Raw genomic sequence first — 24175 nt, 5'->3', positions numbered from 1 at the left:
GCTAACAATGCGACGCCTCGCGGGATAAAGATGTTCGAGATCTAAGGTATCAGTTCGCTCGGTGGACTTTCTCGGGGGCGCGGAGGCCGTTACTCCGTGACGGCGGCCAGCGGGTCGAGGTAGCCCGACCCGTAGTACGCCCGGTCCGCGTCCGCTGGGACGGCCGCGGTGCGTCCGAGTTTCGAGGCGACCTGATCCGCGGTCAATCCCGGTTCGACCGACCGGACGAGTGCCGCGGCGGCGGCGACCTGCGGCGCGGCCATCGAGGTGCCGGCCTTCCAGCCGTAGCCGTTCGCCGAGCCGACGTAGTTCCCGTCGTCGTCGTAGGCGGGCGTCGAGACGGTGTTGTAGACGAGGTCGTAGAACCACGTGTCCGGATGGCTCTCCTGTGCGGAGAGGAGGGCGTCGCCGCCGGGCGCGGCCACGCCGACGGCGTTGGTCCCGTAGTTCGTGTAGAACGCCGGCGTCTTCGGCCCCTCCTCGGCGTCGCCCGCGTCGAAGGCAGTGCCCTTCGGTCCGGTCGCGCCGACGCTGAGCGCCTGCGCCCCCTCGTTGGGGAGGCTGATGAGGTCGCCGTCGTGTTGGAGGTCGGCGCTGTCGTTGCCGGCGGCGACGACGACGACGGTCCCCGAGCGGTTGGCGTGGGTCAGCGTCTTGTTCAGCACCTTCCCGTAGAAGCCTCCTTCACCCTGCCGAGGGACCGGGTAGGCACCGAGGCTGAGGTTCGCGGCGTCGCAGTCGATTTCGGCGCTGTAGACGACGGCCGCGAGGATGTCGGCGAACGAGGCGAGCGAGTTCGGCGAGAAGACGCGGCAGTCGACGAGTTCGGCCCCCGGCGCGGAGCCGACGACGCCCGTCTCGTTTCTGTCGTTCGCGGCGACGATGCCCGCGACGTGGGTGCCGTGGTCGCCGCCGGCGGGGACGCCCGCGCCGAACCCGTCGCCGGTGAAATTCCGCGAGAGCGACGTGTTGACCGCGTGTTCGAGGTCGGGGTGGTCGGCGGCGACCCCGGTGTCGATGACGGCGACGCGCGCGCCCTCGCCGCGGGTCACGTCGTGGACGGCGGGAATCCGCTGGCTCTGTTTGTCCCACTGCGCGCCGTATCCCGGCTCGTCGACGGCGCTCGTCGGTGCGGCGTCGTTGACCGCCGGCGCGTCGATTGCAATCTCCACGTCGGGCGCGTAGGTCACGTCCAGCGCGGCGACGGTCGATTCGCTCCCCTCGACGACGACCACCCCGGCCGGCGAGAGGTCGTAGACGAACTCTAGGTCGGCGTTCACCCGCGCCGACGCGTCTTTCCCGCCGAGGTCTACGATGAATCGGTCCGTCCGCTCGGCGGCGACGACGGTCGACCCGGCGGCGACGCCGCCGAGGAGGGAACCGCTCAGCTTCAGGAAGGCTCGCCTGTGTTGCTGACGCATACCAAACGACCCGGGCGTCGGAGACATAGTTGTTACGGCACATTTAGAGATTTAAAATAACACTTCGAAAAACCACAACGTCGTACCGGAGCCGACACGCTCAGGGGAGTCCGGTTCGAACGCTCGGCTCACATGGTAGGTGTCGAAACCGCGCTTCGTCTCGGCGGCGGCCTCGTGTTGTTGCTCGCGAACGCCTTCTTCGTCGTCTCGGAGTTCGCGATGACGCGCGTCCCCCAGTTCGAGGAATCCGCCTTCGAGGGCTCTCGCGGCCTCGAACTCGCGTGGGAGATGACCGAGCGACTGGAGGTGTACCTCTCGGGCTGTCAGGTCGGGATTACCATCGCCAGCGTCGGCCTCGGCGTCGTCGCCGAACCGGCCGTCGCGGCCACCTTCGACGCGATTCTCGGCGGCGGCGGGGCGGCGGGTTCCCACACGTCGCTGTCGGTCGGGCTGGCGCTCGTCGTCATCAACCTCTCGCACGTCGTCCTCGGCGAGCAGGTGCCGACGTACCTCGGCGTCGAGCGCTCCCGCGCGGTGGCGAAGTACACCGCGCCCGTCCTGTACGGCTGGACGAAGCTGATGTACCCGGTCATCGTCGTCGCCGACTGGCTGGCGAAGCGCCTGCTGTCGCTCGGCGGCGTCGAGATAACCCGGTCGTGGCAGGAGGCCGAACTCGACGACGAGGACGGCGACGGCTCCGGGAGCGGTGGCACCCGACTCAGTCGCGGCGAGGTTCGCAGCCAGATGGGTAATATCCTCGCACAGGGGTCGCTGCCCGAGGACCGCCGCGAGGAGGTGCTCAACGCGCTGCGAATCGGCGAGCTACCCGTCCGCGACGTGATGGTCCCCGCGGACCACGTCGTCGCGCTCTCGGCCGACGCGACCACGGACGAGAGCCTCGAACGCGTCCGGTCGAACCCCCAGCACTCGCGGTTCCCGCTCGTCGGCGACTCGCTCGACGACGTGCGCGGCGTCGTCTACGCGCCGACGGTCCTCTCGAACATCGACCGCCTCCAGTCGGGCGACCGCCGCCTCGACGACATCGCCGCACCCCCGCTTTCGGTCCCCGCGGACCTCTCGGTCAGCGACCTCATCGACCGCTTCCAGGAGGAGAATCAGGAACTCGCGATGGTCCGCGACCCCGAAAGCGGCTCCGTGGTCGGCCTCGTGACCGCCTCCGACGCCTTCGAGTCAATCACCGGCCAGCTCTACGACCCGCTCGACCTCGGGGCGTAGGACGCTCGCGGGTGGCGACCCGACGCGCTCGCGGACCGCCCACGCTTTTCCCCCGCCGCCCGTATCGACTCGCATGACGCCCTTCGAACGACGGACCCGCGCGTGTCAGGACCGACTGGCCGACGCGGACGCCGACGCGACCGCGCTGTTCCCCAGCCGAAACCTGCTGTACCTCTCGGGCTTCGACGAGGAACCCGCTGAGCGCCACCTGCTGCTTTTCGTCCCCCGCGAGGGCGACCCGGTGTTCCTCGTCCCCGACCTCTACGAGACGCAGGTCCGCGCCGAGTCGTGGGTCGCCGACGTGCGCACGTGGAGCGACGACGACGACCCGCGGGACGCCCTCGCGGACGTCGTCTCGGACCTCGACCTCGCCGGCGGGCGCATTCTCGTCGACGACACGATGTGGGCGCGCTTCTCGCAGGACCTCTGGGCGGCGCTCCCCGCCGCCGACTTCGGCCTCGCCAGCGAGGTCGTCGCCCCGCTCCGCGCGCGGAAGGACGACGCCGAACTCGACGCGCTCCGCCGCGCCGGCGCGACCGTCGACCGCGCGGTCGAGCGCGTCCGCGACATGGGCGCTGACGCCGTCGGCATGACCGAGAACGAGCTCGCGGCGGAAATCGAGCGCCTCCTCGCCGACGAGGGCGGCGAGGGGATTCCCTTCGGCCCGCTCGTCGGTTCCGGCCCGAACGGGGCGATGCCGCACCACGGCCACGGCGACCGCGTCATCGAGTCTGGCGACCCGGTCGTCCTCGACTTCGGGACCGTCGTCGACCACTACCCGAGCGACCAGACCCGGACCGTCGTCTTCGCCGGCGAGCCGCCCGCCGAGTTCGCCGAGGTCCACGGCGTCGTACAGGCCGCCCGGACCGCCGCCGTCGAGACCGTCGAACCGGGCGTCGCCGCCGGCGACGTCGACCGCGCGGCCCGCGAGGTCATCGAGGAGGCGGGCTACGGCGACCGCTTCATCCACCGGACCGGCCACGGCGTCGGCCTCGACGTGCACGAGGAACCCTACATCGTCGCCGGGAGCGACCGCGAACTCGAAGTCGGGAACGTCTTCAGCGTCGAACCGGGAATCTACCTCCCCGACGAGTTCGGCGTCAGAATCGAGGACCTCGTCGTCGTCACCGACGACGGCGCGGAACTCCTGAACGACACCGACCGCGGCTGGCGCTGCTGACCGGGAACCGTTTAACCCACTGACGTTCGTAGCGGGCGTATGGTCTCCCGACAGACACTCGTCGTCACCGGATTCGTCCTCGCCGCCCTCCCCACCGCCTATCTCGTGGAGCTAGTCACCGGACAGTTCGTCCTCTCGTTTTTCGCGCTCCTCGCGGTCGGCGTCGGTGCGCCGTCGCTCCTCAACGACTACCTCGATAGCCGCGAGGGTGGACAGAACGGGGTCTGAGTCCGAATCCCGAAAAAAGCGGTCGATGCCGACGCGTCGGCCGTTACTCGTCGTCGCCGTCGACAGCGTCGTCACCGGACGGTTCGATGTCGCCGATGATTGCGTCGATGTCGGCGTGTTCGTACAGCAGGTCGCGCATCCGGTTGACCGTGCGCTCGTCGCGGGTGCGGCCCGTGCTGACGATGTCCTCGGCGCGGTCGGTCACCGAGAGCGTGTCGCCGTTGACGAGGAGCACCGGGACGCCCTTCTCTTCGGCCTTGCCGATGACGGCTCCGACGGGTCGGTGGCCGCCGGTGAGGATGATACATTTGACGCCCGGGGCTTCGAGCGCGGCGCGCTGGATGTTCGCGCGGTCGCCGCCGGTGATGACCGCGGCGTTCTTCGTGCGGCGGAAGTAGCGGAGCGCCGCGTCGCCGCCCATCGCGCCGACGAGGAAGCGCTCGACGAAGGCGTCGGTCGGCGCGTCGGTGGCGAAGTTCGCGCCGAGTTCGTTCGCGAGTTCCTCGACGGTGACGCCCGCGAGGTCCTTCTCGGTCGGGACGACGCCGAGGACGGGGACGCCGCGGGCTTCGAGGAACGGCGCGACCTCGGTTTCGAGTTCGTCGTAGGCGGCGTCGCTCACGCGGTTGAACACGACGCCGGCGAGGCGGTCGGGGCCGATGTCTTCGACCGCCGCGACCACGTCGTCGAGGTCGCTCGGGTGCTGGTAGTCGGCGACGAGGACGACCTCGGCGTCGAGGAGGTCCGCCACGTCGCCGTCGGTGAGGTCGACGATGCCGCCGGTGCGGTAGGAGCCGCCGCCCTCGACGAGCATCAGGTCCTTGCCGGCCGAGATGTCCTCGAAGTGGTGGGAGATGACCTCCGAGAGCTCCTCGGCGTTCTCCTTGCCGCGGACGGCTCCCTGGATGAACGTCGGGGAGTAGACGACGGGTTCCAGTTGGTGCATCTCCGCGTCGATGTCGAGCAGTTCGCGGGCGAGCATCGGGTCCTCGTCGAGGGTCTTGCCGGTGCTGGACTGCAGGCGGGTGCCCTTGGGCTTCATGTAGCCCACGTCCAGTCCGCGCTCCTTGGCGAGGACGCCGAGTGCGAGCGTGATTGCGGTCTTCCCGGTGCTTTCTCCGGTCGAGGTGACGAGTACCGTGTTCATTGTTGAGTGATAGGGTGGTGAAGTGTTTAAAGTTCGTCCGGGTCGACGGTGAGTCGAACGTCGACGGCCTTCACGCCGTCCGGCAGGGCGACGAGCGGGTTGATGTCGAGTTCGAGGATGGCCGGGAAGTCGGTGACGAGCTGGGAGAGCCGCTGGATGGTCTCCGTGATGCCGCCGATGTCGACCGGGTCGTTACCGCGGGCACCGCGGAGCATCGGCGCGGCGTCGATCTCCTTCGTCATGTCCTCGGCCTCCGTCTCGGAGACGGGCGCGACGCGGAACGTCGTGTCTTCGAGGATTTCCACGAAAATGCCGCCGAGGCCGAACATCATGAGCGGGCCGAACTGCGGGTCGCGGTTCATGCCGACGATGGTCTCGACGCCGTCGTCGAGGTTCACCATCTCCTGGACCTGCACGCCGAGGATGTTGGCGTCGGGCTGGTAGTTCTTCGCGCGGGTGACGAGGTCCTCGTAGGCGTCGTAGACGTCCTCGTTTGCGACCCCGACCTTGACGCCGCCGATGTCGGACTTGTGGAGGATGTCCGGGCTGACGATTTTCATCACCACGTCGCCGTCGATGCGCTCTGCGACTTCGAGCGCGTCGGCGGGGTCGTCGACGATGTCGCCGGTCGGCGTCTCGATGCCGTAGGCGTCGAGCAGTTCCATCGCCTCGACGCCGAGTCGGGTCTCGTCGCGGTCCTCGACGGTTTCGAGGATTTCGCGGGCGCGCTCGCGGTCCACGTCGAACTCGGTGGGCGCGTCGTACTCGCGCTGGCGGATGTCGGCGTACTTCGAGAGCGCTTCGAGGCCGTCGACGGCGCGCGAGGGGTCGAAGTAGTTCGGGATGCCGGCGTCTTTCATCACGTCGGACGCGGCGTCGACGCGCTCGCCGCCCATGAAACAGGCGGCGATGGGCTTGTCGTGTTTCCCCTGCAGTTCGACGGTGTCGGCGGCGAGCTGGTTGTAGTCGAGGACGGCCGTCGGACAGGTCAGGACGAGCGCCATGCCGACGTTGTCGTCGGCGAGCGCCACGTCGAGGGCCTCCTTGAACCGGGCGTTGTCGGCGTCGCCGACGATGTCGACCGGGTTGTAGATGTTCCCCTCGGCGGGCAGCGACTCGGAGAAGGTTTCGAGCGTCTCGTCGGTGAAGTCCGCCATCTTCAGCTCCGACTCGCCGATGGCGTCGGTCGTCATGACGCCGGGGCCGCCGGCGTTCGTGATGACGGCCACGTCCTTGTTCTCGGGGACCGGCTGGTCGCCCAGCACGCGGGCGGTGTCGAACAGGTGCTGGACGGACTCCGCGCGGATGACGCCCGCCTGTTCGAGGCCGGCCTCGTAGGCGGCGTCGGAGCCGGCGATGGTGCCGGTGTGCGAGGAGGCGGCCTGCGCGCCGGCGTCGGTCTTGCCGGACTTGACGAGGACGATGGGCGTGTCCTTCGTCACCTCGCGGGCGGAGTCGATGAACTCGCGGCCCGCCGAGATGCCTTCGAGGTAGCCGATGATGACCTCGGTGTCGGGGTCGTCGTTCCACGTCTCGATGAAGTCGGCCTCGTCGAGGACGGCCTTGTTACCCAACGAGACGATGTCCTTGAAGCCGATGTCCTCGTCGTTGGCCCAGTCGATGACGGCCGTGATGAACGCGCCCGACTGGCTCATAAACGACATGTTGCCGTCGAGGGCCATGTCGGGGCCGAACGTCGCGTTCATGCCGACGTCCGTGTTCATGATGCCCAGACTGTTCGGGCCGACGACGTTGAGGTCGTACTCCTCGGCGATGTCGCGGAGCTCCTGCTCGCGGGCGGCCCCCTCGCTGCCCGTCTCGCCGAAGCCGGCGGTGATGACGACCACGTTCTGGATACCCGCCTCCCCGGCGGACTTCATCGCCGGCAGGACGACCTTCGGCGGGACGACGATGACCGCGAGGTCGGCGTCCGTCTCGCCGACGTCGCCGTAGCACCGCAGGCCGAACAGTTCGTCGTACTTGGGGTTGACCGGAACGACCTCACCGTCGAACTCGTCGATGAGGTTGTCCATGATTGCCCGCCCGACTGCTCCTTCGCGCTCGGTCGCACCGACCACCGCGATTCGGTTCGGCGCGAACAATTCGGATAGCTCTCCCATTACCTGTTGATTCCGGTCATTGACTGATAAACTCGGTGGTGTGGGCCGTCTCACGGCCTTTGGTGGCACGCTACAGTAGCGCAATTAATCGGGATTGTTCGCGATTTATACCGCGGAATTGGGCGGATTTCGCTCGTCAGTTGGGATGAGGTCGCCGCCGGCCTTCGGCGGCCAAACACATAATGCCATCCCCCGAAAACGACGGGTTATGTCCCCATCAGCAGACGGCACGCCCCTCCACCGGACCGCGGGCGTGAAAGTCGCCGTCACGGTGTTTCTCGCGCTGACGCTCGTCTACGCACTCCTCATCGCCCGGCAACTCCTCGCGTGGGTGTTCCTCCTCGTCATCGCCGTCGTCCTCTGGTACGCCGCCAGACTCGTCGTCGCCGTGGAGGAAATCGCGACACAGCTCGGCCGTCTCGCCGACGAGCGCGCCGGCTCCAACGACCGCGGCGACGAATCAAGCCGGGATTAAATCGCGGCCGACGCGCCCGAATCCGAGACGGTCCCGCCCGCGGGCCGGCAGGGAAAGAATCCGAAGATTCGCAGCGAGAACCGACTGTTCGTCCGTTCTCGCCGAGTATCGGCGAAATCTGAGGGTACCGATTACGAGATAATTTCAGCAACGGTTCTCCTACTATTAACTAACTGTCGGGAGCGCCATGTTCGACTCGGAACAATGTATCCGTTACAAGTCACGTTGACCGAGTCCGTCGCAGAGTTGACCAACGCCGTGCTCGCGTTCGTCCCGCGGCTCGCGGGCGCGCTGTTGATTCTCATCGTCGGCTGGTTCATCGGGAGTATCACGGCTCGCCTCATCACGCGACTCGCCGACCGCGTCGAGGTCGACAAGGCGGTGTTGGCGACGCCCGTCGGGAAGATTCTCGGCGGGACCGAACGGGCTGTCTCGGGCGCGTTCGGGACGCTCGGCAAGTGGTTCGTCTACGCCATCGCCGTACTGGCGGCCGCCGACGTGCTCGCGGTCGACCTGTTCTCCGAATGGGTCTCGACCGCGGCGTCGTACGCACCGTCGTTCGTGGCCGGCCTGCTCGTCATCGTCCTCGGGTTCGTCGTCGCCGACTTCATCGGTGACGCAATCACCCGGACCCGCGCGGCGACCGAGACGCCGTACACGAGCGTCTTCGCGGTCGGCACCCGGATGTTCCTCTACTTCACCGCGGTCGTCATCGGCCTGAGCACGATGGGCATCGACGTGGCCATCCTGTTCACCATCGCCCAGGCGTTCGCGTGGGGCATCGCCGCGGCCCTCGCCATCGGCGTCGGCGGCGCGGTCGCCTTCGGCGCGCGCGACTACGTCTCGGCCAACGTCGAGCGCTGGATGGGGTCGGCCCGCTCCGTCGCGGCCACCCCCGTCTCCCCGATGGGCGGCGACGGCGACTCACCCGAGGGCGCGTCGGCGGCCGACGACTGAGACCGCTCCGTTCCGGGTGCGCACACCGCGAAACCGGGTCCCTTTCTTCACCGACTATCCTCGGCGAGTGACCGCTTTCACGAGGAGAATTATCAGAATACATAGTATACGGTTCAGTTCGACTTTTCGGCCCGTCTAAACTGGTAGGTCGCCTCTATCTCCCACACAATACTTTAGGCTTGCCAAAATTATCTGGGATATGATAATACTTATCGGCACCGAGTGACTACCCTCGGTATGGACCAGTTTGCCGCTCTCACGTTCGTCTTTCTCGCCGGGCTCGTCACGGCCATCGCGACGGGTCTCGGCGCGATTCCGTTCTTCTTCGTCTCGGACGTGAGCGACCGCTGGAACGTGGCGCTGTGGGGTATCGCCTCGGGCATCATGGTGTCGGCGTCGCTGTTCGGACTCGTCTTCGAGGGGCTCGCCAACGGGACGCCGCTGCAACTCGGTATCGGGATGCTCGCGGGCGTCGCGCTCGTCCTCGTCGCCCACTACGTCATCGAGGGCGCGGACGTCGACCCGAAGCAGTACGAGGAGGCCGACTTCCGCAAACTGCTTTTGATTCTCGGCATCCTCACCGTCCACAGCTTCCCCGAGGGCGTCGCCGTCGGCGTCTCCTTCGCCGACCTCGGCCTCGACGGCGGCTTCCAGCTGTTCGGCTTCGTCGTCCCGCTGCTCGCGGTGTTCATGACTATCGCCATCTCGATTCACAACGTCCCCGAGGGGCTGGCAATCTCCATCCCGCTCCGGTCGATGGAGGTCTCGAACTGGAAGCTCGTCTGGTGGGCCATCTTCTCCAGTCTGCCCCAGCCCATCGGCGCGGTCATCGCCTTCTATTTCGTCCGCATCGCCCGGGAGTTCCTCCCCTTTGGCTTCGGCTTCGCCGCCGGCGCGATGGTCTTTCTCGTCCTCACGGAGTTCATCCCCGAGGCGCTCGAACTCGGCGAGCGCCTCCCGCGCGGCGGCCGGGTCGAACTCGTCGCCGGCCTCGTCGCCGGCTTCGCCATCATGGTGCCGCTGGCGTTCATCTGAGCGCGCCCGCTGAGACACATATGGTTCTGCGGGTTGTCAGAACAGCCGTGATGACCGGATTCGAACGGCGTTTCCCCGCGCTCGTCGTGATGTCGGGACCGAGTGAACCGCCACGCGTCCCGGTGAGCGAACGATGTCCGTGCTGACGCGGGTTCTCTCCGAGTTAGGGTTCCTCTGGGCGCTCGTCACGCTCGGCGGAGTTCTCGGGGTTCTCTGCTCGTGGCAACTCACGCGAGGGACGATATCTAGTCCGTACTTCATGCCCGTGGCGCTGGGCATCGTGCTCGTCGTCGTCGTGGCTGGGCTCTCCCTCGACAGGCGCGGCTACCTGTCGTAATTCGAGAAAATTCGGGTGCGACTGCCGCTTAGTGCGAGTGGCCGAGCGCGTCCGACAGCGGGACGCCGAAGCGCTCTTCGAACAGTTCCTCCATCTTCTCGTTGATTTCGGCGATGTCGGCCGGCGCGCCGCCTTCGCTGTGGTGGGCGACGACGTGGGCCTGCTGTGCGAACGCCTGTACGACGACGTCGGCGACGACGTCGGTCGGCTCTTCGCCCTGCTCCGAGAAGATGTCGACGAGGCCCGCGGGGAGTTCCAGCGCTTCGGTGTCTCCGTCCGGTCCCTCGATGGTGTACGTCTCAGTTTCGACCATGCCACCACGTGGGGTCGGCCGCGGGTTAAGGCTTGAGTTTGCGGGCGCGTCGGGGGCCCTCGGGACGCCTCGAACGTCGCGGGCGGGAGCGGTGCGTCCCCTCAGTCGGTCCGCGGAATCGCCAGCGTTCCGGCCGCGAAGAAGGCGACCGCGAGCGCCGCGAGCACCGCGAGGTTCGTGAGCCAGTCGCCGCCGCCGTAGGTGAGCGCCCGGACGCCGCGGGCGAAGTACGTGAGCGGCGAGAGGTTCAGCGCCGGGACGAACCACGCGGGAAGCAGGTCGGGCGTCACGAACGTCTCCGAGAGGAACAACAGGGGGAGCGCGATGGCGTTGCTCGCGGCGATGACGCCGTCCTGCGAATCGGCGACGCTCCCGATGACGGCCCCGAGGCCGCAGAAGAGCGTCACGCCGAGCGCGACGAAGGGGACGATGGCGAGCGTCGCGGGCGTCAGCGGAACCGACGCGCCGGTCACGAGCGCCGACAGCGCGAGGAGCAACAGCGCCGCGAGGCCGATGACGACGACGTTGACGAGCGAGTGCGCGAGGAGCCACTCGGCGCGCGACAGCGGCGTCGTCGCCAGCTTCTCGAAGCGGCTTCCCTCGCGGTGGCGGGCGATGGTGCTCCCGACCCGCGACAGCGGCGTGAACAGCACGACGACCGCGAGATAGCCGGCGATGTAGTACTCCTTCGGCTCGGCGAACAGGCCGCCGCCGGTCGGCTGGGTCTGCACGAGCGCCCCGAAGATGACGACGATGATGGCGGGGAAGAAGAAGGTGAAGAAGACCGCCGTCCGCCGCCGGAGGAACGAGTGCCACGAGGCGACGAACTCCGAGCGGACGCGGGCGGCGAGGCTCATCTGTCACCTCCGACCGCGGCGGCCGCGGCGGGGCGTGCGGCCTCGAACTGCTCGCCGGTCAGAGAGAGGTAGACCTCTTCGAGACCGGGCTGCTTCCAGACGAGCGACTCGTAGACGACGCCCGCGTCGTCGAAGGCGGCGACCACGTCGCCGATGTCGCGCGGGCCGACGCCGTGGACCGCGATGCCGTCACCCGTCACCGTCGCGTCGAGCGCGGGCGGCAGCGACACCGACCGGAGGGTCGCCTCGGCGTCGACGTCGCCGTCGGTCCGGACGACGAGACGACTGTCGCCGCCGTACTCGGACACGAGGTCGTCCGGCCGGCCGACCGTGACGAGTTCGCCCGCGTTGAGCAGTCCCACGCGGTCGGCGAGGCGCTCTATCTCTTCCATCGAGTGGCTGGTGAGAAACACCGTCGTCCCGCCGGCCGCGAGGTCCTCGACGAGCCCCCACAGCGACCGGCGGCCGGCCGGGTCGATGCCGGTGGTCGGTTCGTCCAGGAACAGCACGTCGGGGTCGTTGACGAGCGTCAGCGCGATGCAGGCCCGGCGCTGTTGGCCGCCCGAGAGGTTCTCGTACCACGTGTCGGCGGCGTCGGCGAGACCGACCTCGTCGAGCACCGCGCCGGGGTCGCGGGCGTCGTCGTAGAGCCCGGCGTAGTAGGCCACGAGCTCGCGGGCGGTGAGCCGACCCGCGGGCCGGAACTCCTGCGGGAGGACGCCGAGGCGCTGGCGGTCCACCTCGGTCGGGTCGCGCCCGAGGATGGCCGCCGACCCCGAGTCCACCGCGGTCGTGCCCGTGAGGGCGCGAACCAGCGTCGTCTTCCCCGCGCCGTTCGGACCGATGAGGCCGAAGACCTCCCCCTCGGCGACCGACAGGGAGACGCCCGAGAGCGCCTCCACGTCGCCGTAGGACTTCCTGAGGCCGTCGGCGGCGAGTACCTCGTCCATGTCGTACCCGTCGTCACTATCGGGTGGTAAGGGATTCGGAATCGCCGCTCGGTTCGAGTCGCGGAGCGGGCGGGAGCGCGAGAACGCATAGCCCGCTCAACCGTAGCAAGCCTTACTCCGCTTGCGCCGCACTTGGTTGACATGAACGGTTCCCGACGCGACTTTCTCGCCGCGACCGGCGCGGCCCTCCTCGGCGGCCTCGCGGGTTGTGCGAGCACCCCGACCGACGACGACGCCGGCGGAACGACTGGCGACGCGACGACCGACGAGACCGACGGCTCGACTGTGACCGCGGACACCGGGGGCGACGGCTCGCTCGCGGGCCTCGAAGTCGCCTACGAGACGGTGGCGACCGGATTCGCCTCGCCGGTCGACGTGGCCATCCCCGAGGCGTTCGGCGGGAGCCGACGGTTCGTCGTCGACCAGCCCGGTCGGATGTGGCTCCACGACGACGCGGGACTGCGAAACGAACCCTATCTCGACATCACCGACCGTGTCGTCGACGTCGGCGGCTACGACGAGCGCGGCTTCCTCGGCGTCGCCTTCCACTCCGAGTTCGCCGACAACGGGCGGCTCTACCTCCGGTACAGCGCTCCGAAACGGTCGGGGACGCCCTCGAACTACAGCCACACGTTCGTCCTGAGCGAACTGACGGTCGACCCCGGGGCGACGACGGTCTCGGCCGACTCCGAGCGGACGCTGCTCGAACTCCCCGAACCCCAGTCGAACCACAACGCCGGAGCCGTCGCGTTCGGCCCGGACGGCTATCTCTACGTCGCCACGGGCGACGGGGGCGGCGCGAACGACGAGGGCCGCGGCCACGTCGACGACTGGTACGACGCCGTTTCGGGCGGCAACGGGCAGGACGTGACCGAGAACCTCCTCGGGAGCGTCCTCCGCATCGACGTGGACTCGACCGGCGGCGTCTCGGGCGACGACGACCGGCCCTACGGGGTTCCGGAGGACAACCCGCTCGTCGGCTCCGACGGCCGCGACGAGCAGTACGCGTGGGGGCTCAGAAATCCGTGGCGGCTCTCGTTCGACGGCGAGGACTGCTACGTCGCCGACGTGGGGCAGGGCGCGTGGGAGGAGGTGAACCTCTTGGAGCGCGGCGGCAACTACGGCTGGAACGTCCGCGAGGGCGCACACTGCTTCCGCGCGGGCGACTGCCCGACCGAGACGCCCGACGGCGCGCCGCTCATCGACCCCGTGCTGGAGTACCCCCACAGCGGGGACGGGCCGTCCGGGGTGGCCGTCATCGGCGGCCACGTCTACCGCGGCGAGGCGATTCCGGCGCTGTCGGGCGCGTACGTCTTCGCCGACTGGCAGTCCGGCGGTCGGCTGTTCGCCGCCCGCCCGAGCGAGTCGCGGCCGTGGGACATCGCGGAGATCCCCGTGGCTGACCGCGACGACGGCGGGACGAACGTCCTCGCGTTCGGCCGCGCCCCCGACGGTGAACTGTACGTCTGCACCAGCGACCGGGGGGTTGTGACCGGCTCGTCGGGCGCGCTGAACCGGCTGACCCCGGTGTGAGCGTCGCCCCGCGCTTCACTCGGAACCGGGGCGTCAGGCGTCGCCGTCGACGTTGACCCGCCTGCCCGTCGTCGCCGACTCGTAGGCCGCCTCGGTCAGCGCGGTCACTCGGAGGGCGTCCTCGGCCGGGATGGCGAGGTCGGCCTCGTCGCGGGCGGCGTCCACGAAGTTCCGGAGCTTCTTCCGGGTTAGGTCCTCGAAGTCGGGGGTCGACGGCGTGGCCGTGTAGGTCGTCCCGCCCTCCGTCACTTCGATGGTCTCGCCGTCGAAGGCGACCATCCCCTCGGTGCCGATGACCCGGAGCGACTCGCCGGGGTCCGGGACGCTCTGTCCGTCGCCGGAGACGCCGACGCTCGCGGTGAGGCGGTCGCCGTCGCGGTCGAGGACGACCGCGAGCGCCGAGTTCACGTCCACGTCGTGACCGCGGTGGTCGACCGCCGCGGCGACCGTCACCGGCTTCGAGCGCGTCACCCAGAGCATCGCGTCGAGGAGGTGCGACCCCGAGTCGTACAGTTGGCCGCCGCCCGAAAGCGCGGGGTCGCCGCGCCACTCGTCTTTCGTCCAGCGAATCCACTCCTGTTCGAGGTGGCAGACCACCATGTGCGGGTCGCCGATGCGGCCGCTGTCGACGACGCGCCGCAGTTCGTGAAACCGCGGGTCGAAGTGGCGCTGGTAGCCGACCGCGAGGGTGAGCCCGCGCTCCTCGGCGCGGTCGATGAGCGCCCGCGCGCCACCGAGGTCCGTCACCATCGGCTTTTCGAGGTGGACGTGGAGGTCGGCGTTGAGCGCCGCGAGCGCCTGGTCGAAGTGCTTCGTGTGCGGCGAGGCGATGGTCACCGCGTCGAGGAACTCGGCGTCCAGCAGTTCCTCGGTCGTCTCGTAGGTCGGAACGTCGAACTCGTCTGCGAACCGCTCGCGCACCTCGTCGGCGGGGTCGACGCCGGCGATGACGCGGACCCCCTCAAGTTCGTTGAGGAGGCGGCACTCCAGCGCGCCGAGGCTTCCGAGGCCGATACCTGCGACTCTGAACATGCCGTATCAGTCGCGCGGAAGCCGCAAAAGCGTGCGGGCGAGTCGCAAGGAATTACCGGGATGCAGGCGTGAGTCGGCCATGGACGACGCAGTCCTCCAGCGGTTCGCCGTCGTACTCGCGTTAGTTGGTGCGGCGCTCCACGCCACGTCGCTCGCCGAGAATCCGTCGCAGGGGTTCGTCACTGTTGGGTTCGCGGTGCTCCTCCTCGCGCTCGCGCTCGGCGGCGGGCCGGTCGCGCGCGACCTGTTCGAGGCGGACACGGCCCCCGCCGAATCGCCCGACGCCGACGAACAAAGCTGAATCCCTCGCCGCTACTCGCACCCTTTAGTCGCCGGCCGTCGTGGCTTCGACCATGAGTCTCGACTATCGACGACTCGGGTCGACCGGCACCCGCGTCTCGGAACTGTGCTTCGGTACGTGGCGATTCGGTCGGAAGAGCAGCGGCGTCCTGGAGACCGACGAGGAGGAGGCCCACGAACTCCTCGACGCGTTCGAAGCGCGCGGCGGGAACTTCATCGACACCGCCAACGTCTACGGGAATCCGAACGGGACCTCGGAGGAGTACATCGGCAACTGGCTGGCCGAGCGCGACCGCGAGGACTACGTGCTCGCCTCGAAGGTGTACTTCCCGTTCGACGAGGACAACCCCAACGGGCGCGGGCTCTCGCGGACCCACATCCGCAACCAGATCGAGGGCACGCTCGACCGCCTCGACACCGACTATCTCGACCTCTACTACATCCACCGCTGGGACGAGGAGACGCCCATCGAGGAGACGCTGCAGGCGCTCAACGGCCTCGTCGAGGAGGGGAAGGTCAACTACCTCGGCGCGTCCACGATGGCGTCGTGGCAACTCACGAAGGCGCTGTGGAAGTCCGACGTCAACGACTACGCCCGCTTCGACGTGACCCAGCCGCTGTTCCACGCGGGCTACTACGAGGACGTGAAGGACTACCTCGACGTCTGCGGCGACCAGGACATCGCGATTTGTCCGTACTCGCCGCTCGCGGGCGGCTTCCTCACGGGCAAGTACGAGCGCGCCGACCCCGACGACCCCACCGAGTACGTCGCGCCCGACGGCGCGCGCGGGTCGTTCGACGAGCGCTTCGACCGGTTCTACGTCTCCGAGCGCGGCTGGAAGGTGCTCGACGAGATTCGCGCCGTCGCCGACGAGGTCGACGCCAGCCCCGCGCAGGTCGCGCTCCGCTGGCTGATGGACTACCCCGAGGCGACGGTCGTCCCCATCGTCGGCGCGCGGACGACCGACCAACTCGACGAGAACGTCGGCGCGGCCGACGTGGACATCTCGACCGACCAGTGGGAGCGCATCACGAACGCCCGGTACGACGAAGACGGCAAGCGCTGGGGCCACTGAACGGCCGTCAGAAACGCGCGCAACCGCCGACCCGGACGATTCCGGCCTTTTTCACGCGATGCCGAGGTCTCGCAGGAAGTCGCAGACGACGTGGACGTAGAGCACGACCGCGAGGAACGCCGCGAGCGACCCGAGTCCCGAGAGCGCGAGCGCGCCGACCGCGACGCCGCCGACGAGGTGGTGGCTCAGGAGTCGCTTGCGGTCGAACTCGGTGTCGAACTCCTCGAACACTCGCTCTTGGTCGAGGAGGCCGACCCGCGGATTCGTCACCGCGAGCCGCAGGTTCGCCCAGTCGCCGCGCTGGACGCGGGCGATGACGAAGTGGTCGAGGTCGACGAAGACGCTCACGAGGACCGCGCCGGCGACGAGAAGCGGCAGACTCCCCGGTGGCTCTAGCGCGAGCGCGGCGACTGTCCCAGCGACCGCGCCGACGACGGCGTGTTCGAGTGACTTCACGGCTCGCCTCGGTCAGTCGACGTGCGGGCGGACCCGCCGGAGCACGAGGTCCGGGTCGAACTCGTCTTCCGACTTGTCCCAGACGCGCTCGCCGTCGACGGTGACGGTGAGGACGCCGTGGTCGCCCGTGACGAGCGCCACGCGGTCGAGTCGCTCGCCGAACTGTTCGAGGAGCGCGTGCTGGAGCTGTTCGGCGCGGTCGAGGAAGCCGCAGGGGACGCAGTACTCGATTTCGACCTCGGTCATGGTCGGACGTTCACGCCGAGCGGGTAAAAGCGAGAGGGAGGGTGGTGAACGCGCCCGCGGGAGCAAACCGTGATTACTTCCCGAAGCCGGGCCGCCACCGGAGCAGGACGACGGTGACGAGGAACACCAGCGTCGAGAGGTCGTACGAGAGCGTCGTCACGGTCGCCGCGACCGCGGTTCCGCCGCCGAAGACGGTCGTGGCGACCGACGCGAGGACGGGCCACGAACACGAGACGCAGGAAAAGAGGCCGACGACGCCGGAGACGGCCGCGCCCGCCGCCTCGACGACCGTGTCGTAGACGAGGAACGCGAGCGCCGCGTAGCCGACCACGCGCGCCGGCATGAGGACGAGGTTGAACAGGTCGCCGCCGTAGACGAGCGCCGGCCCCCACCCCGGCGGGAGGAAGGCGACGCGGACGCCGCTCGTGCCCCCCGGCACGGGCGAGGTGACGAGCCCGCCGGCGACCGCGAGGAGCGCGAAGTAGCCGACCGCGACGGCGGCCGCCTTGCGCTTCGTCGCGGGCGAGGCGGGCGCGACGTCGGTGTCGAACATGACCCAGAGGCCGACGATGACCCACGCGACGCCGTAAACGGCGTAGCGCGGCGCGCCGACGCTCGCGTCGGTGAAAAGTAGGTAGACGAACGCCAGAATCAGCGTCGTGTTCACGGCGAAGGCGGCGCGGAGCAGACTGGCCCGCGAGGGGCGGGGGAGTGCGGATGCGGTTGCCATGTGTTTGGGTGGTGTCGCAGTCGGTTCTCAGATGGCGAGCGTGTCGACGACGATGGCGAGGAGCAGCATCCCGAGATAGGCGTTCGAGGCGTGGAACGCCCGGAACGCGGCGGTGTCGTCGCGCTCGTAGTGCAGGCGCACGACGAAGTAGAGGAACGCCCCGCCGAAGAGGATGCTCGTCACGAGGTAGACGACCCCGAGGGCGTCCATGACCGCGAGGCCGGCGGCGGCGACGAGCGTCGCGCCGAGCCACCAGAGGATGTGCTTTCGCGTCTCGGTCTCGCCGCGGACGACGGGCATCATCGGGAAGCCGCCGCGGGCGTAGTCGTCCTTGTAGGCCAGCGCGAGGTTGTAGAAGTGCGCGGGCGTCCACAGGAAGATGACCACGGCGAGGACGACACCGCCGAGGCCGACGTCGCCGGTGACGGCGACCCAGCCGATGAGCGCCGGGAGCGCGCCGGCCGCGCCGCCGATGACGGTGTTCTGGACCGTGTTGGGCTTCAGGATGAGCGTGTAGACCACGCTGTAGAAGGCGATGGCGACGACGCCGAGAACGGCCGCGAGCCAGTTGACGGACGCGAACAGCGCCACCGACGCGACCGTCAGGAGCAGGCCGAACGCGATTGCGTTTCGGACGGGGACGAGGTCGACCGCGAGCGGCCGGTCGCTCGTCCGTTGCATCCGGCGGTCCACGTCGCGTTCGAGGACGTGATTGAACGTGCCGGACGCGCCGATAGAGAGGACGCCGCCGCCGAGGGTCGCCGCGATGACCTCTGGGGTGAGGCCGGGCGAGACGGTGCCGGCGAGCGCCATCGCCGCCGACGCGACGAGACAGAGGAGCCACATCAGCCGCGGCTTCATGAGCCGGAAGTACGCGTTGACCGTCGCTTTCGCGCGGGCGACCGGCTCGGTCGGGACGGGCGGTCGTTCGCCGTCGTCGGCCGGGGGGCTCATCGACGGGGTGCCGACCGGCGCGTCGTCGGGGTCGCCGGTGGCCGCTTCGAGCGTCCACGCGAGCGCGACGACGAGGCCGCCGAAGATGACCATTCCGAGGACCAAGTGGAGCGTCGACAGCACGGCTCCGACGCCGACGGTGGCGACGACCGCGCCGAGACCGGCCTGTGCGGGATAGAGCACCGCCGACGCGGTGACGGTCGCTCTCACCCGGCGAGACGTGTCAGTCCGCCACGCCGAGACGAGCGTGGCGGCCGTGAGGAGGCCGACGAGCACGGCCGCGACGCGGTGGCCGAGGGCGACCCAGCCGTCGAGCGTCGCGGGGAGCGAAAGGCCGTCGCCGCACGCGGGCCACGCGCTGCACGCGGCGGTCGCGTCCGTGAGCGCGGTCGTCGCGCCGACGATGAGCAGGAGATAGACGCCCATCGCGGTCGCGGCGAGCAGGCCGTGGAACGTGTTCGAATCGCGCGTCGTGGCCACGAAGTTCACCTACGGACGTGTTGGACCGTCCCGTATTTAGGACCCGCGCTTTTCGGCCCCGCGTTCGAGCGCCGCTCCCCGCGATATGGCGGGGAGGGGTTGATAAACGGCGGGCCGAGAGTCGGTACGCATTTATGCGGTTGTTCCTAACTCTCGCTCAGCATGAGAAAGACGCGTTTCGCGCTCGCGTCCCTGCTCGCGACGGCCGTGATGGCGCTCGTTGCCACCCCCGCCGCCGCGCAGGCGTCTGCCACGTCGGAACTCATCAACCAGCTGAACGGGGAGCTGCTGTACGTCGCTATCCCGATCACCGTGCTGGTGGAGGTCATCCTCCTCTACACCGTCATCAAGTTCCGCAACAGCGAGCGCGCACTGCCGACCAAGGAGAACCGCCGGCTCGAAATCACGTGGACCATCGCGACAGCGATTATCCTGCTTTTCGTCGGCGTCGCCTCCTACGGCGTGCTGGCCGACGAGAACGTCACGCACCAGGGCAACGATATCGCCATGGACGACGACCCGGTCGTCGTCACGGCGGAGGCCTACCAGTGGGGCTGGAACATGTACTACCCCGAGGAAGGTAACTTCTCGTCGGGCAACGAGATCGTCATCCCCGCGGACCGCCCCGTCTACTTCCAGGTCACCTCAGCGGACGTGATACATGGATTCCACGTCCCCGAACTCGCGCTCAAGCAGGACGCGATGCCGGGTTCGACGAACACCATCAAGACCGTCGCCTACGAGGAAGGCACCTACCAGGGCTACTGTACTGAGTACTGCGGCGTCGCTCACTCCCAGATGTACTTCACCGTCGAAGTCGTCTCGCAGGAAGAGTACCAGAACTGGCTCGACGAACAGCAGTCGGCCAACAGCGAGTCGTCGTCTTCGTCCTCGAACTCGACCGCGACGAATTCTACCGCGACGAACTCCACCGCGGCGAACTCCACTGCGACGAATTCCACCGCGGCGAACTCCACCACGACGAACTCCACTGCAACGAATTCCACCGCGACGAATTCCACCGCGACGAATTCCACTGCAACGAACTCCACCACGACGAACTCCACTGCAACGAATTCCACCGCGACGAATTCCACGCAGTAACGCATCCCTTCTCTTTCGACGCTCGCCGCCGAGTGACGACGCTCGCGCTCGTCGCGGTCGGCCGTCGGAAAATCAAACCAGTCGGCGGTCCGAGTCGTCTTCCGGGGCGAGCGCTCAGCAGCGCCGCTCGACGATGCGGTCGATGATGCGACCCGTCGAGAGCAGTTCGTCGTCGTGACGTTGCTCTCGCGGCGTCGCGCGCGTGACCTCGCAGTCGATGCCGCGGGCGTCGAGAGCGGCTTTGATTCCCTCCTCGTCGTGGTGTTGGTCGTAGCCGAGGACGATGACGTCGGGGTCGATGTTCTCGATGGGGACGAAGATGTCCTCCGGGTGGCCGAGATGCGCCTCGTCGACCACGTCGAGCGCGGCGACCATGTCGCGGCGCTGGCGGTCGTCGAGAATCGGCTTCGGCTTGTGCGTCACGTTCTCGCCGCGGGCGATGATGACGTGGAGTTCGTCGCGGAGCGACGCGGCGTCCGAGAGGTAGTGGACGTGGCCCGGGTGGAGGATGTCGAAGGTTCCCTGCGCGATGACCCGCCTCATCGGTCCAACTCCGCGTCGATGTCGTCCTGCGTGAAGTCGAAGAACGATTCGGGGTCGGGGAGGTCGACGTCGAGCACGTCGAGGTCGCGGACCTCGCCGGACTGGTCGAACGCCTCCCAGTCGTCGGGGCCGTAGGGCTTGCCGATGATGATGTGGACCCGGCCGCTTCCGAAGGTGTCGAGGTCGGCGTCGCTCGGGCGGAGGACGCCGTTGGGGTGCGAGTGAATCGACCCGACGGCGCGGAAGTCGTTCGGCACGAGGTCGTTCCTGACGGTCGCGCTGACGGGGTCCGACACGGTCCCCGGGATGATGAGCACGTCCGTCACGACGTAGCCGTCGCGGTCGACGCCGACCCGGCGGGCCTCCTCGCCGCGGAGGAGGCCCATGTACTCGTTCGGATGCGTCTCCGCAGAGGCTTCGAGCGCGACGTCGAGGGCGTCGGCGGCGATGCCGACGACCTCCCGCGACCGGAAGAGTCGCATACCGAACCGTCCGCGGGCGCTCCATCTAAGGGTTCCGGAACGCCGAGTCGGTCGCCGGAACGGAACCGTCATACTGAGGTCGGCGGTCGCCCGAACTCGGGTGTGACGCTCGATTCCGACCTCGTCGCCCGCGTGACGGACGCGCTCGCCGCCGACGCGCCGCCGACCGCGACGACCGAACTCGACGGCGGGCACGTCGGCCGCGTCTACCGCCTCGATTTCGACGGGCGCGACCCCGTCGTCGCCAAGGTGGGCGACACGCCGCTCGACGTGGAGGCGGCGATGCTCGACTCGCTCGCCGCGGCCGGCCTTCCGGTCCCCGCGGTCCACCACGCCGACGCCGACCTGCTCGTCCTCGACTACGTCGAAGGCACGTCCGACCTGACCCCCGCCGCCGAGCGCGACCTCGCCGCCCGCCTCGCCGCGCTCCACGAGACGACCGCGCCGGCGTTCGGCTTCCCCTACGACACGCTCTCGGGACCGTACCGACAGCCGAACCCGTGGACCGACTCGTGGGTCGCGTTCTTCCGCGACCAGCGCCTCCTGCCGTGGGCCGACGCGGCGCGCGACGCCGGCTTACCGGCCGCGACCGCCGAGCGAATCGAGTCGGTCGCGGCCGACCTCGACAGCCTCCTCGTCGAGCCGGCGGCCCCGCGACTCGTCCACGGCGACGTGTGGGGCGCGAACCTCCGCGTCCGCGACGACCGCGTCGTCGCCTTCCTCGACCCGGCGTGTTACTACGGCCACCCCGAGGTCGAACTGGCCTACATCGACTGGTTCGACGCCGCGGGCGACGCCTTCTTCGACGCCTACGACGAGCGCCGACCCATCGCCGACGGCTTCTTCGGGGCGCGGTCGCCCGTCTACGCGCTGTTCCCGCTCCTCGAACACGTCCGCGTCTTCGGGGCCGACTACGTCCCGCCGGTCGAAGCCGCGCTGGACGAACTGGGCTACTGACGCCCCGAGCCCCCAAGGTTTCGGGTCACCACGGGTCGTGCGAACCGGCCGCGCACGCGAGATGCTTTTGTAAAGCTTAACACTACCCCCTGACCTAGCGGGACTATGAGCGACGAGCACGCCGGGGATTCCGGCGACGACTCGCGTCCGAATTCGGACGCGCGACCTATCGTCTACGATCTCGCACCGAACTGTACCACCGACGACGTCGAGACCGACGCCTACTACCACGCCGTCGTCAACGGCGTCGTCGAGTACGGCATCTTCGTTGACATCTCCGACTCCGTCTCCGGACTCATCCACGAGTCCAACCTCTCGGCCGACTACGAGGTCGGCGACCGACTGGTCGTCCGCCTCGAATCCGTCCGCGAGAACGGCGACATCGCGTTCGCCGAGGACACGCCGGACGACTACCGAACCCTGACCGTCGACCACGAGCCGACCATCACGCCCATCTCCAGTCTCTCGGTCGGCGAGTCGGTCACCGTCGAGGGCGTCGTCACGCAGATCAAGCAGACCGGCGGACCGACCGTCTTCCGCATCGCCGACGACTCCGGCATCGTCGCCGCCGCCGCCTTCGAGGAGGCCGGCGTCCGCGCGTTCCCCGAAGTCGACCTCGACGACGTGGTCCGCATGGCCGGCACCGTCGAAGACCACGAGGGCACCCGTCAGCTCGAAGTCGACGGCCTCACCGTCCTCGACGACGAGACCGCGGCCGACGCCCGCCAGCGCATCGACGCCGCGCTCGACGAGCGCGCCGAGCCGGAGCCGGTCGAGCCGCTCGTGGAGTGGGCGGCGTTCGAGAAGCTCCGCGACGACCTCGAAGACGTGGCGCGCCTGCTGCGCCGGACGGTCCTCGAAGGCCGCCCGATTCGCGTCCGCCACCACGCCGACGGCGACGGCATGTGCGCGTCCGTCCCGGTCCAACTGGCCCTCGAACGGCTCATCACCGAGGTCCACGACGACCCCGACGCGCCGCGACACCTGTTCAAGCGCCTGCCGAGCAAGGCCCCGTTCTACGAGATGGAGGACGTGACCCGCGACCTGAACTTCGCGCTCGAAGGGCGCGCCCGCCACGGCCAGCGGCTCCCCTTCCTGCTCATGCTCGACAACGGGTCGACCGAGGAGGACGTGCCCGCCTACGAGAACCTCGCGCACTACGACGTGCCCATCGCGGTCGTCGACCACCACCACCCCGACCCCGAGGCGGTCAACCACCTCCTCGACGCGCACGTCAACCCGTACCTCCACGACGAGGACTACCGCATCACGACCGGCATGATGTGCGTCGAGCTCGCGCGGATGATCCACCCCGACGTGACCGACGAACTGCGTCACGTCCCCGCCGTCGCCGGGCTGTCTGACCGCTCGAAGGCGGAGGTCATGGACAACTACATCGCGCTCGCCGAAGACGAGGGCTACGACCGCGAACAGCTCCTCGACGTGGGCGAGGCGCTCGACTACGCCGCCCACTGGCTTCGCTACAACGACGGCGCGTCCATCGTCAACGACGTGCTCAACGTCGGCTGCGACGACGAGGAGCGACACCGCGAACTCGTCGAGTTCCTCTCGACGCGCGCCGAGCGCGACGTCGAGCGCCAGCTCGAAGCGGCCGAGCCGCACCTCGAACACGAGCGCCTCGACAGCGGGGCCAACCTCTACCGCATCGACCTCGACAAGTGGGCCCACCGCTTTACCTACCCCGCGCCGGGCAAGACCACGGGCAAGCTCCACGACCGCAAGGTCCAGGAGACGGGCGAGCCGGTCATCACCATCGGCTACGGTCCCGACTTCGCCGTCCTCCGCTCCGACGGCGTCCGCCTCGACATCCCGCGGATGGTCGCCGAACTGAACGAGGAGGTCGTCGGCGGCGGCGTCTCCGGCGGCGGCCACCTCGTCGTCGGCTCCATCAAGTTCGTCAGCGGCATGCGCGGGGAGGTCATCGACAGCCTCGTCGAGAAGATGGCCGAAGCCGACATCGACGAAGAGCTGTCGACGACGGCGTAAGCCGGCGTTCGACGCACGG

The 24175-nt window shown here is 68.7% G+C and carries 25 protein-coding genes and 1 pseudogene; 13 read left to right on the top strand and 13 right to left on the bottom strand.

The features are described 5' to 3' along the window. Positions 1–89: 89 nt before the first annotated feature. The gene (locus BN996_RS09845) at positions 90–1421 is read right to left on the bottom strand and encodes a S8 family peptidase (RefSeq protein WP_089778641.1); all 1332 of its coding nucleotides are present in this window, start codon (positions 1419–1421) and stop codon (positions 90–92) included. Between the two features lie 132 nt (positions 1422–1553). Here BN996_RS09845 and BN996_RS09840 point away from each other — a divergent pair, with 132 nt between their 5' ends. The 3 genes from BN996_RS09840 to BN996_RS09830 all read left to right on the top strand — a co-directional run bounded on the left by BN996_RS09840 (position 1554) and on the right by BN996_RS09830 (position 4065). Beyond that, positions 1554–2657, top strand: coding sequence for a CNNM domain-containing protein (locus tag BN996_RS09840; RefSeq protein ID WP_089778640.1), 1104 nt, complete (start codon positions 1554–1556; stop codon positions 2655–2657). A 73-nt stretch (positions 2658–2730) separates the two neighbouring features. After that, positions 2731–3837, top strand: coding sequence for a M24 family metallopeptidase (locus tag BN996_RS09835; protein WP_089778638.1), 1107 nt, complete (start codon positions 2731–2733; stop codon positions 3835–3837). Positions 3838–3876: 39 nt separating this feature from the next. Continuing rightward, complete coding sequence (locus tag BN996_RS09830; RefSeq protein ID WP_089778636.1) at positions 3877–4065, top strand: DUF7987 family protein; 189 nt, start codon at positions 3877–3879, stop codon at positions 4063–4065. A 43-nt stretch (positions 4066–4108) separates the two neighbouring features. On the opposite strand, the gene BN996_RS09825 is transcribed toward BN996_RS09830, so the two are convergent. Next, entirely contained in the window at positions 4109–5212 is a 1104-nt protein-coding gene (locus BN996_RS09825; protein ID WP_089778634.1) for a phosphotransacetylase family protein, read from the bottom strand. Between the two features lie 26 nt (positions 5213–5238). After that, on the bottom strand, positions 5239–7332 hold the full coding sequence (gene acs, locus BN996_RS09820) for an acetate--CoA ligase alpha subunit (RefSeq protein ID WP_089778631.1): 2094 nt from the start codon (positions 7330–7332) through the stop codon (positions 5239–5241). A 208-nt stretch (positions 7333–7540) separates the two neighbouring features. On the opposite strand from acs, the gene BN996_RS09815 reads away from it, so the two are divergent. The 4 genes from BN996_RS09815 to BN996_RS09800 all read left to right on the top strand — a co-directional run bounded on the left by BN996_RS09815 (position 7541) and on the right by BN996_RS09800 (position 10136). Next, entirely contained in the window at positions 7541–7807 is a 267-nt protein-coding gene (locus BN996_RS09815; RefSeq protein ID WP_089778629.1) for a DUF8066 domain-containing protein, read from the top strand. 204 nt (positions 7808–8011) lie between these two features. Further along, positions 8012–8764, top strand: a complete 753-nt coding sequence (locus tag BN996_RS09810) for a mechanosensitive ion channel family protein (RefSeq protein WP_089778627.1) — start codon at positions 8012–8014, stop codon at positions 8762–8764. Positions 8765–9001: 237 nt separating this feature from the next. After that, a complete protein-coding gene (locus tag BN996_RS09805; protein ID WP_089778625.1) occupies positions 9002–9799 on the top strand; it encodes a ZIP family metal transporter in 798 nt (265 codons plus the stop codon). Between the two features lie 133 nt (positions 9800–9932). Further along, entirely contained in the window at positions 9933–10136 is a 204-nt protein-coding gene (locus BN996_RS09800; RefSeq protein ID WP_007274736.1) for a hypothetical protein, read from the top strand. 28 nt (positions 10137–10164) lie between these two features. On the opposite strand, the gene BN996_RS09795 is transcribed toward BN996_RS09800, so the two are convergent. The 3 genes from BN996_RS09795 to BN996_RS09785 form a co-directional block, all read right to left on the bottom strand. Then, complete coding sequence (locus BN996_RS09795) at positions 10165–10449, bottom strand: DUF7545 family protein (protein WP_007274735.1); 285 nt, start codon at positions 10447–10449, stop codon at positions 10165–10167. A gap of 101 nt (positions 10450–10550) precedes the next feature. After that, positions 10551–11306: an ABC transporter permease gene (locus BN996_RS09790; RefSeq protein ID WP_089778623.1), complete on the bottom strand. Its 756-nt coding sequence runs from the start codon at positions 11304–11306 to the stop codon at positions 10551–10553. Further along, a complete protein-coding gene (locus tag BN996_RS09785) occupies positions 11303–12256 on the bottom strand; it encodes an ABC transporter ATP-binding protein (RefSeq protein ID WP_089778621.1) in 954 nt (317 codons plus the stop codon). Before BN996_RS09785 ends, BN996_RS09790 begins: the two co-directional genes overlap by 4 nt. A 141-nt stretch (positions 12257–12397) precedes the next feature. Between BN996_RS09785 and BN996_RS09780 the strand changes: the two genes are divergently transcribed. Next, on the top strand, positions 12398–13789 hold the full coding sequence (locus BN996_RS09780) for a PQQ-dependent sugar dehydrogenase (protein WP_089778619.1): 1392 nt from the start codon (positions 12398–12400) through the stop codon (positions 13787–13789). A gap of 33 nt (positions 13790–13822) precedes the next feature. Here the strand turns inward: BN996_RS09780 and BN996_RS09775 are convergent, their stop codons facing one another. Beyond that, positions 13823–14821, bottom strand: coding sequence for a Gfo/Idh/MocA family protein (locus BN996_RS09775; protein ID WP_089778617.1), 999 nt, complete (start codon positions 14819–14821; stop codon positions 13823–13825). 79 nt (positions 14822–14900) lie between these two features. Between BN996_RS09775 and BN996_RS09770 the strand changes: the two genes are divergently transcribed. Together BN996_RS09770 and BN996_RS09765 are read left to right on the top strand one after the other, a co-directional pair. Continuing rightward, entirely contained in the window at positions 14901–15122 is a 222-nt protein-coding gene (locus tag BN996_RS09770) for a hypothetical protein (protein ID WP_089778615.1), read from the top strand. Between the two features lie 52 nt (positions 15123–15174). After that, the gene (locus BN996_RS09765; RefSeq protein WP_089778613.1) at positions 15175–16197 is read left to right on the top strand and encodes an aldo/keto reductase; all 1023 of its coding nucleotides are present in this window, start codon (positions 15175–15177) and stop codon (positions 16195–16197) included. Between the two features lie 51 nt (positions 16198–16248). Here the strand turns inward: BN996_RS09765 and BN996_RS09760 are convergent, their stop codons facing one another. From BN996_RS09760 to BN996_RS09745, 4 genes are all read right to left on the bottom strand, one after another. Then, the gene (locus tag BN996_RS09760; protein WP_042666490.1) at positions 16249–16653 is read right to left on the bottom strand and encodes a metal-dependent hydrolase; all 405 of its coding nucleotides are present in this window, start codon (positions 16651–16653) and stop codon (positions 16249–16251) included. A 12-nt stretch (positions 16654–16665) separates the two neighbouring features. After that, positions 16666–16899: an Rdx family protein gene (locus BN996_RS09755; protein ID WP_089778611.1), complete on the bottom strand. Its 234-nt coding sequence runs from the start codon at positions 16897–16899 to the stop codon at positions 16666–16668. Positions 16900–16972: 73 nt separating this feature from the next. After that, a complete protein-coding gene (locus BN996_RS09750) occupies positions 16973–17629 on the bottom strand; it encodes a DUF7546 family protein (protein WP_089778609.1) in 657 nt (218 codons plus the stop codon). A gap of 27 nt (positions 17630–17656) precedes the next feature. Then, positions 17657–19063: a heme o synthase gene (locus BN996_RS09745; protein WP_089779904.1), complete on the bottom strand. Its 1407-nt coding sequence runs from the start codon at positions 19061–19063 to the stop codon at positions 17657–17659. Positions 19064–19225: 162 nt separating this feature from the next. Here BN996_RS09745 and coxB point away from each other — a divergent pair. Next, positions 19226–19981 (top strand): annotated as a pseudogene (coxB, locus tag BN996_RS09740) (cytochrome c oxidase subunit II); the annotation flags it as partial. Positions 19982–20281: 300 nt separating this feature from the next. Here coxB and BN996_RS09735 read toward each other — a convergent pair. Next, positions 20282–20710 (bottom strand): FAD synthase family protein, encoded by a 429-nt coding sequence (locus BN996_RS09735; RefSeq protein ID WP_089778607.1) that lies wholly within the window; start codon positions 20708–20710, stop codon positions 20282–20284. After that, positions 20707–21192, bottom strand: coding sequence for a Mov34/MPN/PAD-1 family protein (locus BN996_RS09730; RefSeq protein WP_089778605.1), 486 nt, complete (start codon positions 21190–21192; stop codon positions 20707–20709). The genes BN996_RS09735 and BN996_RS09730 overlap by 4 nt, the downstream gene beginning before the upstream one ends. Positions 21193–21294: 102 nt before the next feature. Between BN996_RS09730 and BN996_RS09725 the strand changes: the two genes are divergently transcribed. Together BN996_RS09725 and BN996_RS09720 are read left to right on the top strand one after the other, a co-directional pair. Next, the gene (locus BN996_RS09725) at positions 21295–22149 is read left to right on the top strand and encodes a fructosamine kinase family protein (RefSeq protein ID WP_089778603.1); all 855 of its coding nucleotides are present in this window, start codon (positions 21295–21297) and stop codon (positions 22147–22149) included. Positions 22150–22254: 105 nt separating this feature from the next. Next, on the top strand, positions 22255–24156 hold the full coding sequence (locus BN996_RS09720) for an exonuclease RecJ3 (protein ID WP_089778601.1): 1902 nt from the start codon (positions 22255–22257) through the stop codon (positions 24154–24156). Positions 24157–24175 lie beyond the last annotated feature (19 nt).

It is taken from the genome of Haloferax massiliensis, assembly GCF_001368915.1.
In the GTDB taxonomy this organism is placed as follows: domain Archaea; phylum Halobacteriota; class Halobacteria; order Halobacteriales; family Haloferacaceae; genus Haloferax; species Haloferax massiliensis.
The sequence above is the reverse complement of the archived record's forward strand: the minus strand, read 5'-3'. Positions and strand labels throughout refer to the sequence as shown.

What these genes read in the sequence shown, in the direction of transcription:
- BN996_RS09845 (WP_089778641.1), bottom strand. Translation starts at nt 1,421, where the DNA reads ATGCGTCAGCAACACAGGCGAGCCTTCCTGAAGCTGAGCGGTTCCCTC.
- BN996_RS09840 (WP_089778640.1), top strand. Translation starts at nt 1,554, where the DNA reads ATGGTAGGTGTCGAAACCGCGCTTCGTCTCGGCGGCGGCCTCGTGTTG.
- BN996_RS09835 (WP_089778638.1), top strand. Translation starts at nt 2,731, where the DNA reads ATGACGCCCTTCGAACGACGGACCCGCGCGTGTCAGGACCGACTGGCC.
- BN996_RS09830 (WP_089778636.1), top strand. Translation starts at nt 3,877, where the DNA reads ATGGTCTCCCGACAGACACTCGTCGTCACCGGATTCGTCCTCGCCGCC.
- BN996_RS09825 (WP_089778634.1), bottom strand. Translation starts at nt 5,212, where the DNA reads ATGAACACGGTACTCGTCACCTCGACCGGAGAAAGCACCGGGAAGACC.
- acs (WP_089778631.1), bottom strand. Translation starts at nt 7,332, where the DNA reads ATGGGAGAGCTATCCGAATTGTTCGCGCCGAACCGAATCGCGGTGGTC.
- BN996_RS09815 (WP_089778629.1), top strand. Translation starts at nt 7,541, where the DNA reads ATGTCCCCATCAGCAGACGGCACGCCCCTCCACCGGACCGCGGGCGTG.
- BN996_RS09810 (WP_089778627.1), top strand. Translation starts at nt 8,012, where the DNA reads ATGTATCCGTTACAAGTCACGTTGACCGAGTCCGTCGCAGAGTTGACC.
- BN996_RS09805 (WP_089778625.1), top strand. Translation starts at nt 9,002, where the DNA reads ATGGACCAGTTTGCCGCTCTCACGTTCGTCTTTCTCGCCGGGCTCGTC.
- BN996_RS09800 (WP_007274736.1), top strand. Translation starts at nt 9,933, where the DNA reads ATGTCCGTGCTGACGCGGGTTCTCTCCGAGTTAGGGTTCCTCTGGGCG.
- BN996_RS09795 (WP_007274735.1), bottom strand. Translation starts at nt 10,449, where the DNA reads ATGGTCGAAACTGAGACGTACACCATCGAGGGACCGGACGGAGACACC.
- BN996_RS09790 (WP_089778623.1), bottom strand. Translation starts at nt 11,306, where the DNA reads ATGAGCCTCGCCGCCCGCGTCCGCTCGGAGTTCGTCGCCTCGTGGCAC.
- BN996_RS09785 (WP_089778621.1), bottom strand. Translation starts at nt 12,256, where the DNA reads ATGGACGAGGTACTCGCCGCCGACGGCCTCAGGAAGTCCTACGGCGAC.
- BN996_RS09780 (WP_089778619.1), top strand. Translation starts at nt 12,398, where the DNA reads ATGAACGGTTCCCGACGCGACTTTCTCGCCGCGACCGGCGCGGCCCTC.
- BN996_RS09775 (WP_089778617.1), bottom strand. Translation starts at nt 14,821, where the DNA reads ATGTTCAGAGTCGCAGGTATCGGCCTCGGAAGCCTCGGCGCGCTGGAG.
- BN996_RS09770 (WP_089778615.1), top strand. Translation starts at nt 14,901, where the DNA reads ATGGACGACGCAGTCCTCCAGCGGTTCGCCGTCGTACTCGCGTTAGTT.
- BN996_RS09765 (WP_089778613.1), top strand. Translation starts at nt 15,175, where the DNA reads ATGAGTCTCGACTATCGACGACTCGGGTCGACCGGCACCCGCGTCTCG.
- BN996_RS09755 (WP_089778611.1), bottom strand. Translation starts at nt 16,899, where the DNA reads ATGACCGAGGTCGAAATCGAGTACTGCGTCCCCTGCGGCTTCCTCGAC.
- BN996_RS09750 (WP_089778609.1), bottom strand. Translation starts at nt 17,629, where the DNA reads ATGGCAACCGCATCCGCACTCCCCCGCCCCTCGCGGGCCAGTCTGCTC.
- BN996_RS09735 (WP_089778607.1), bottom strand. Translation starts at nt 20,710, where the DNA reads ATGAGGCGGGTCATCGCGCAGGGAACCTTCGACATCCTCCACCCGGGC.
- BN996_RS09730 (WP_089778605.1), bottom strand. Translation starts at nt 21,192, where the DNA reads ATGCGACTCTTCCGGTCGCGGGAGGTCGTCGGCATCGCCGCCGACGCC.
- BN996_RS09720 (WP_089778601.1), top strand. Translation starts at nt 22,255, where the DNA reads ATGAGCGACGAGCACGCCGGGGATTCCGGCGACGACTCGCGTCCGAAT.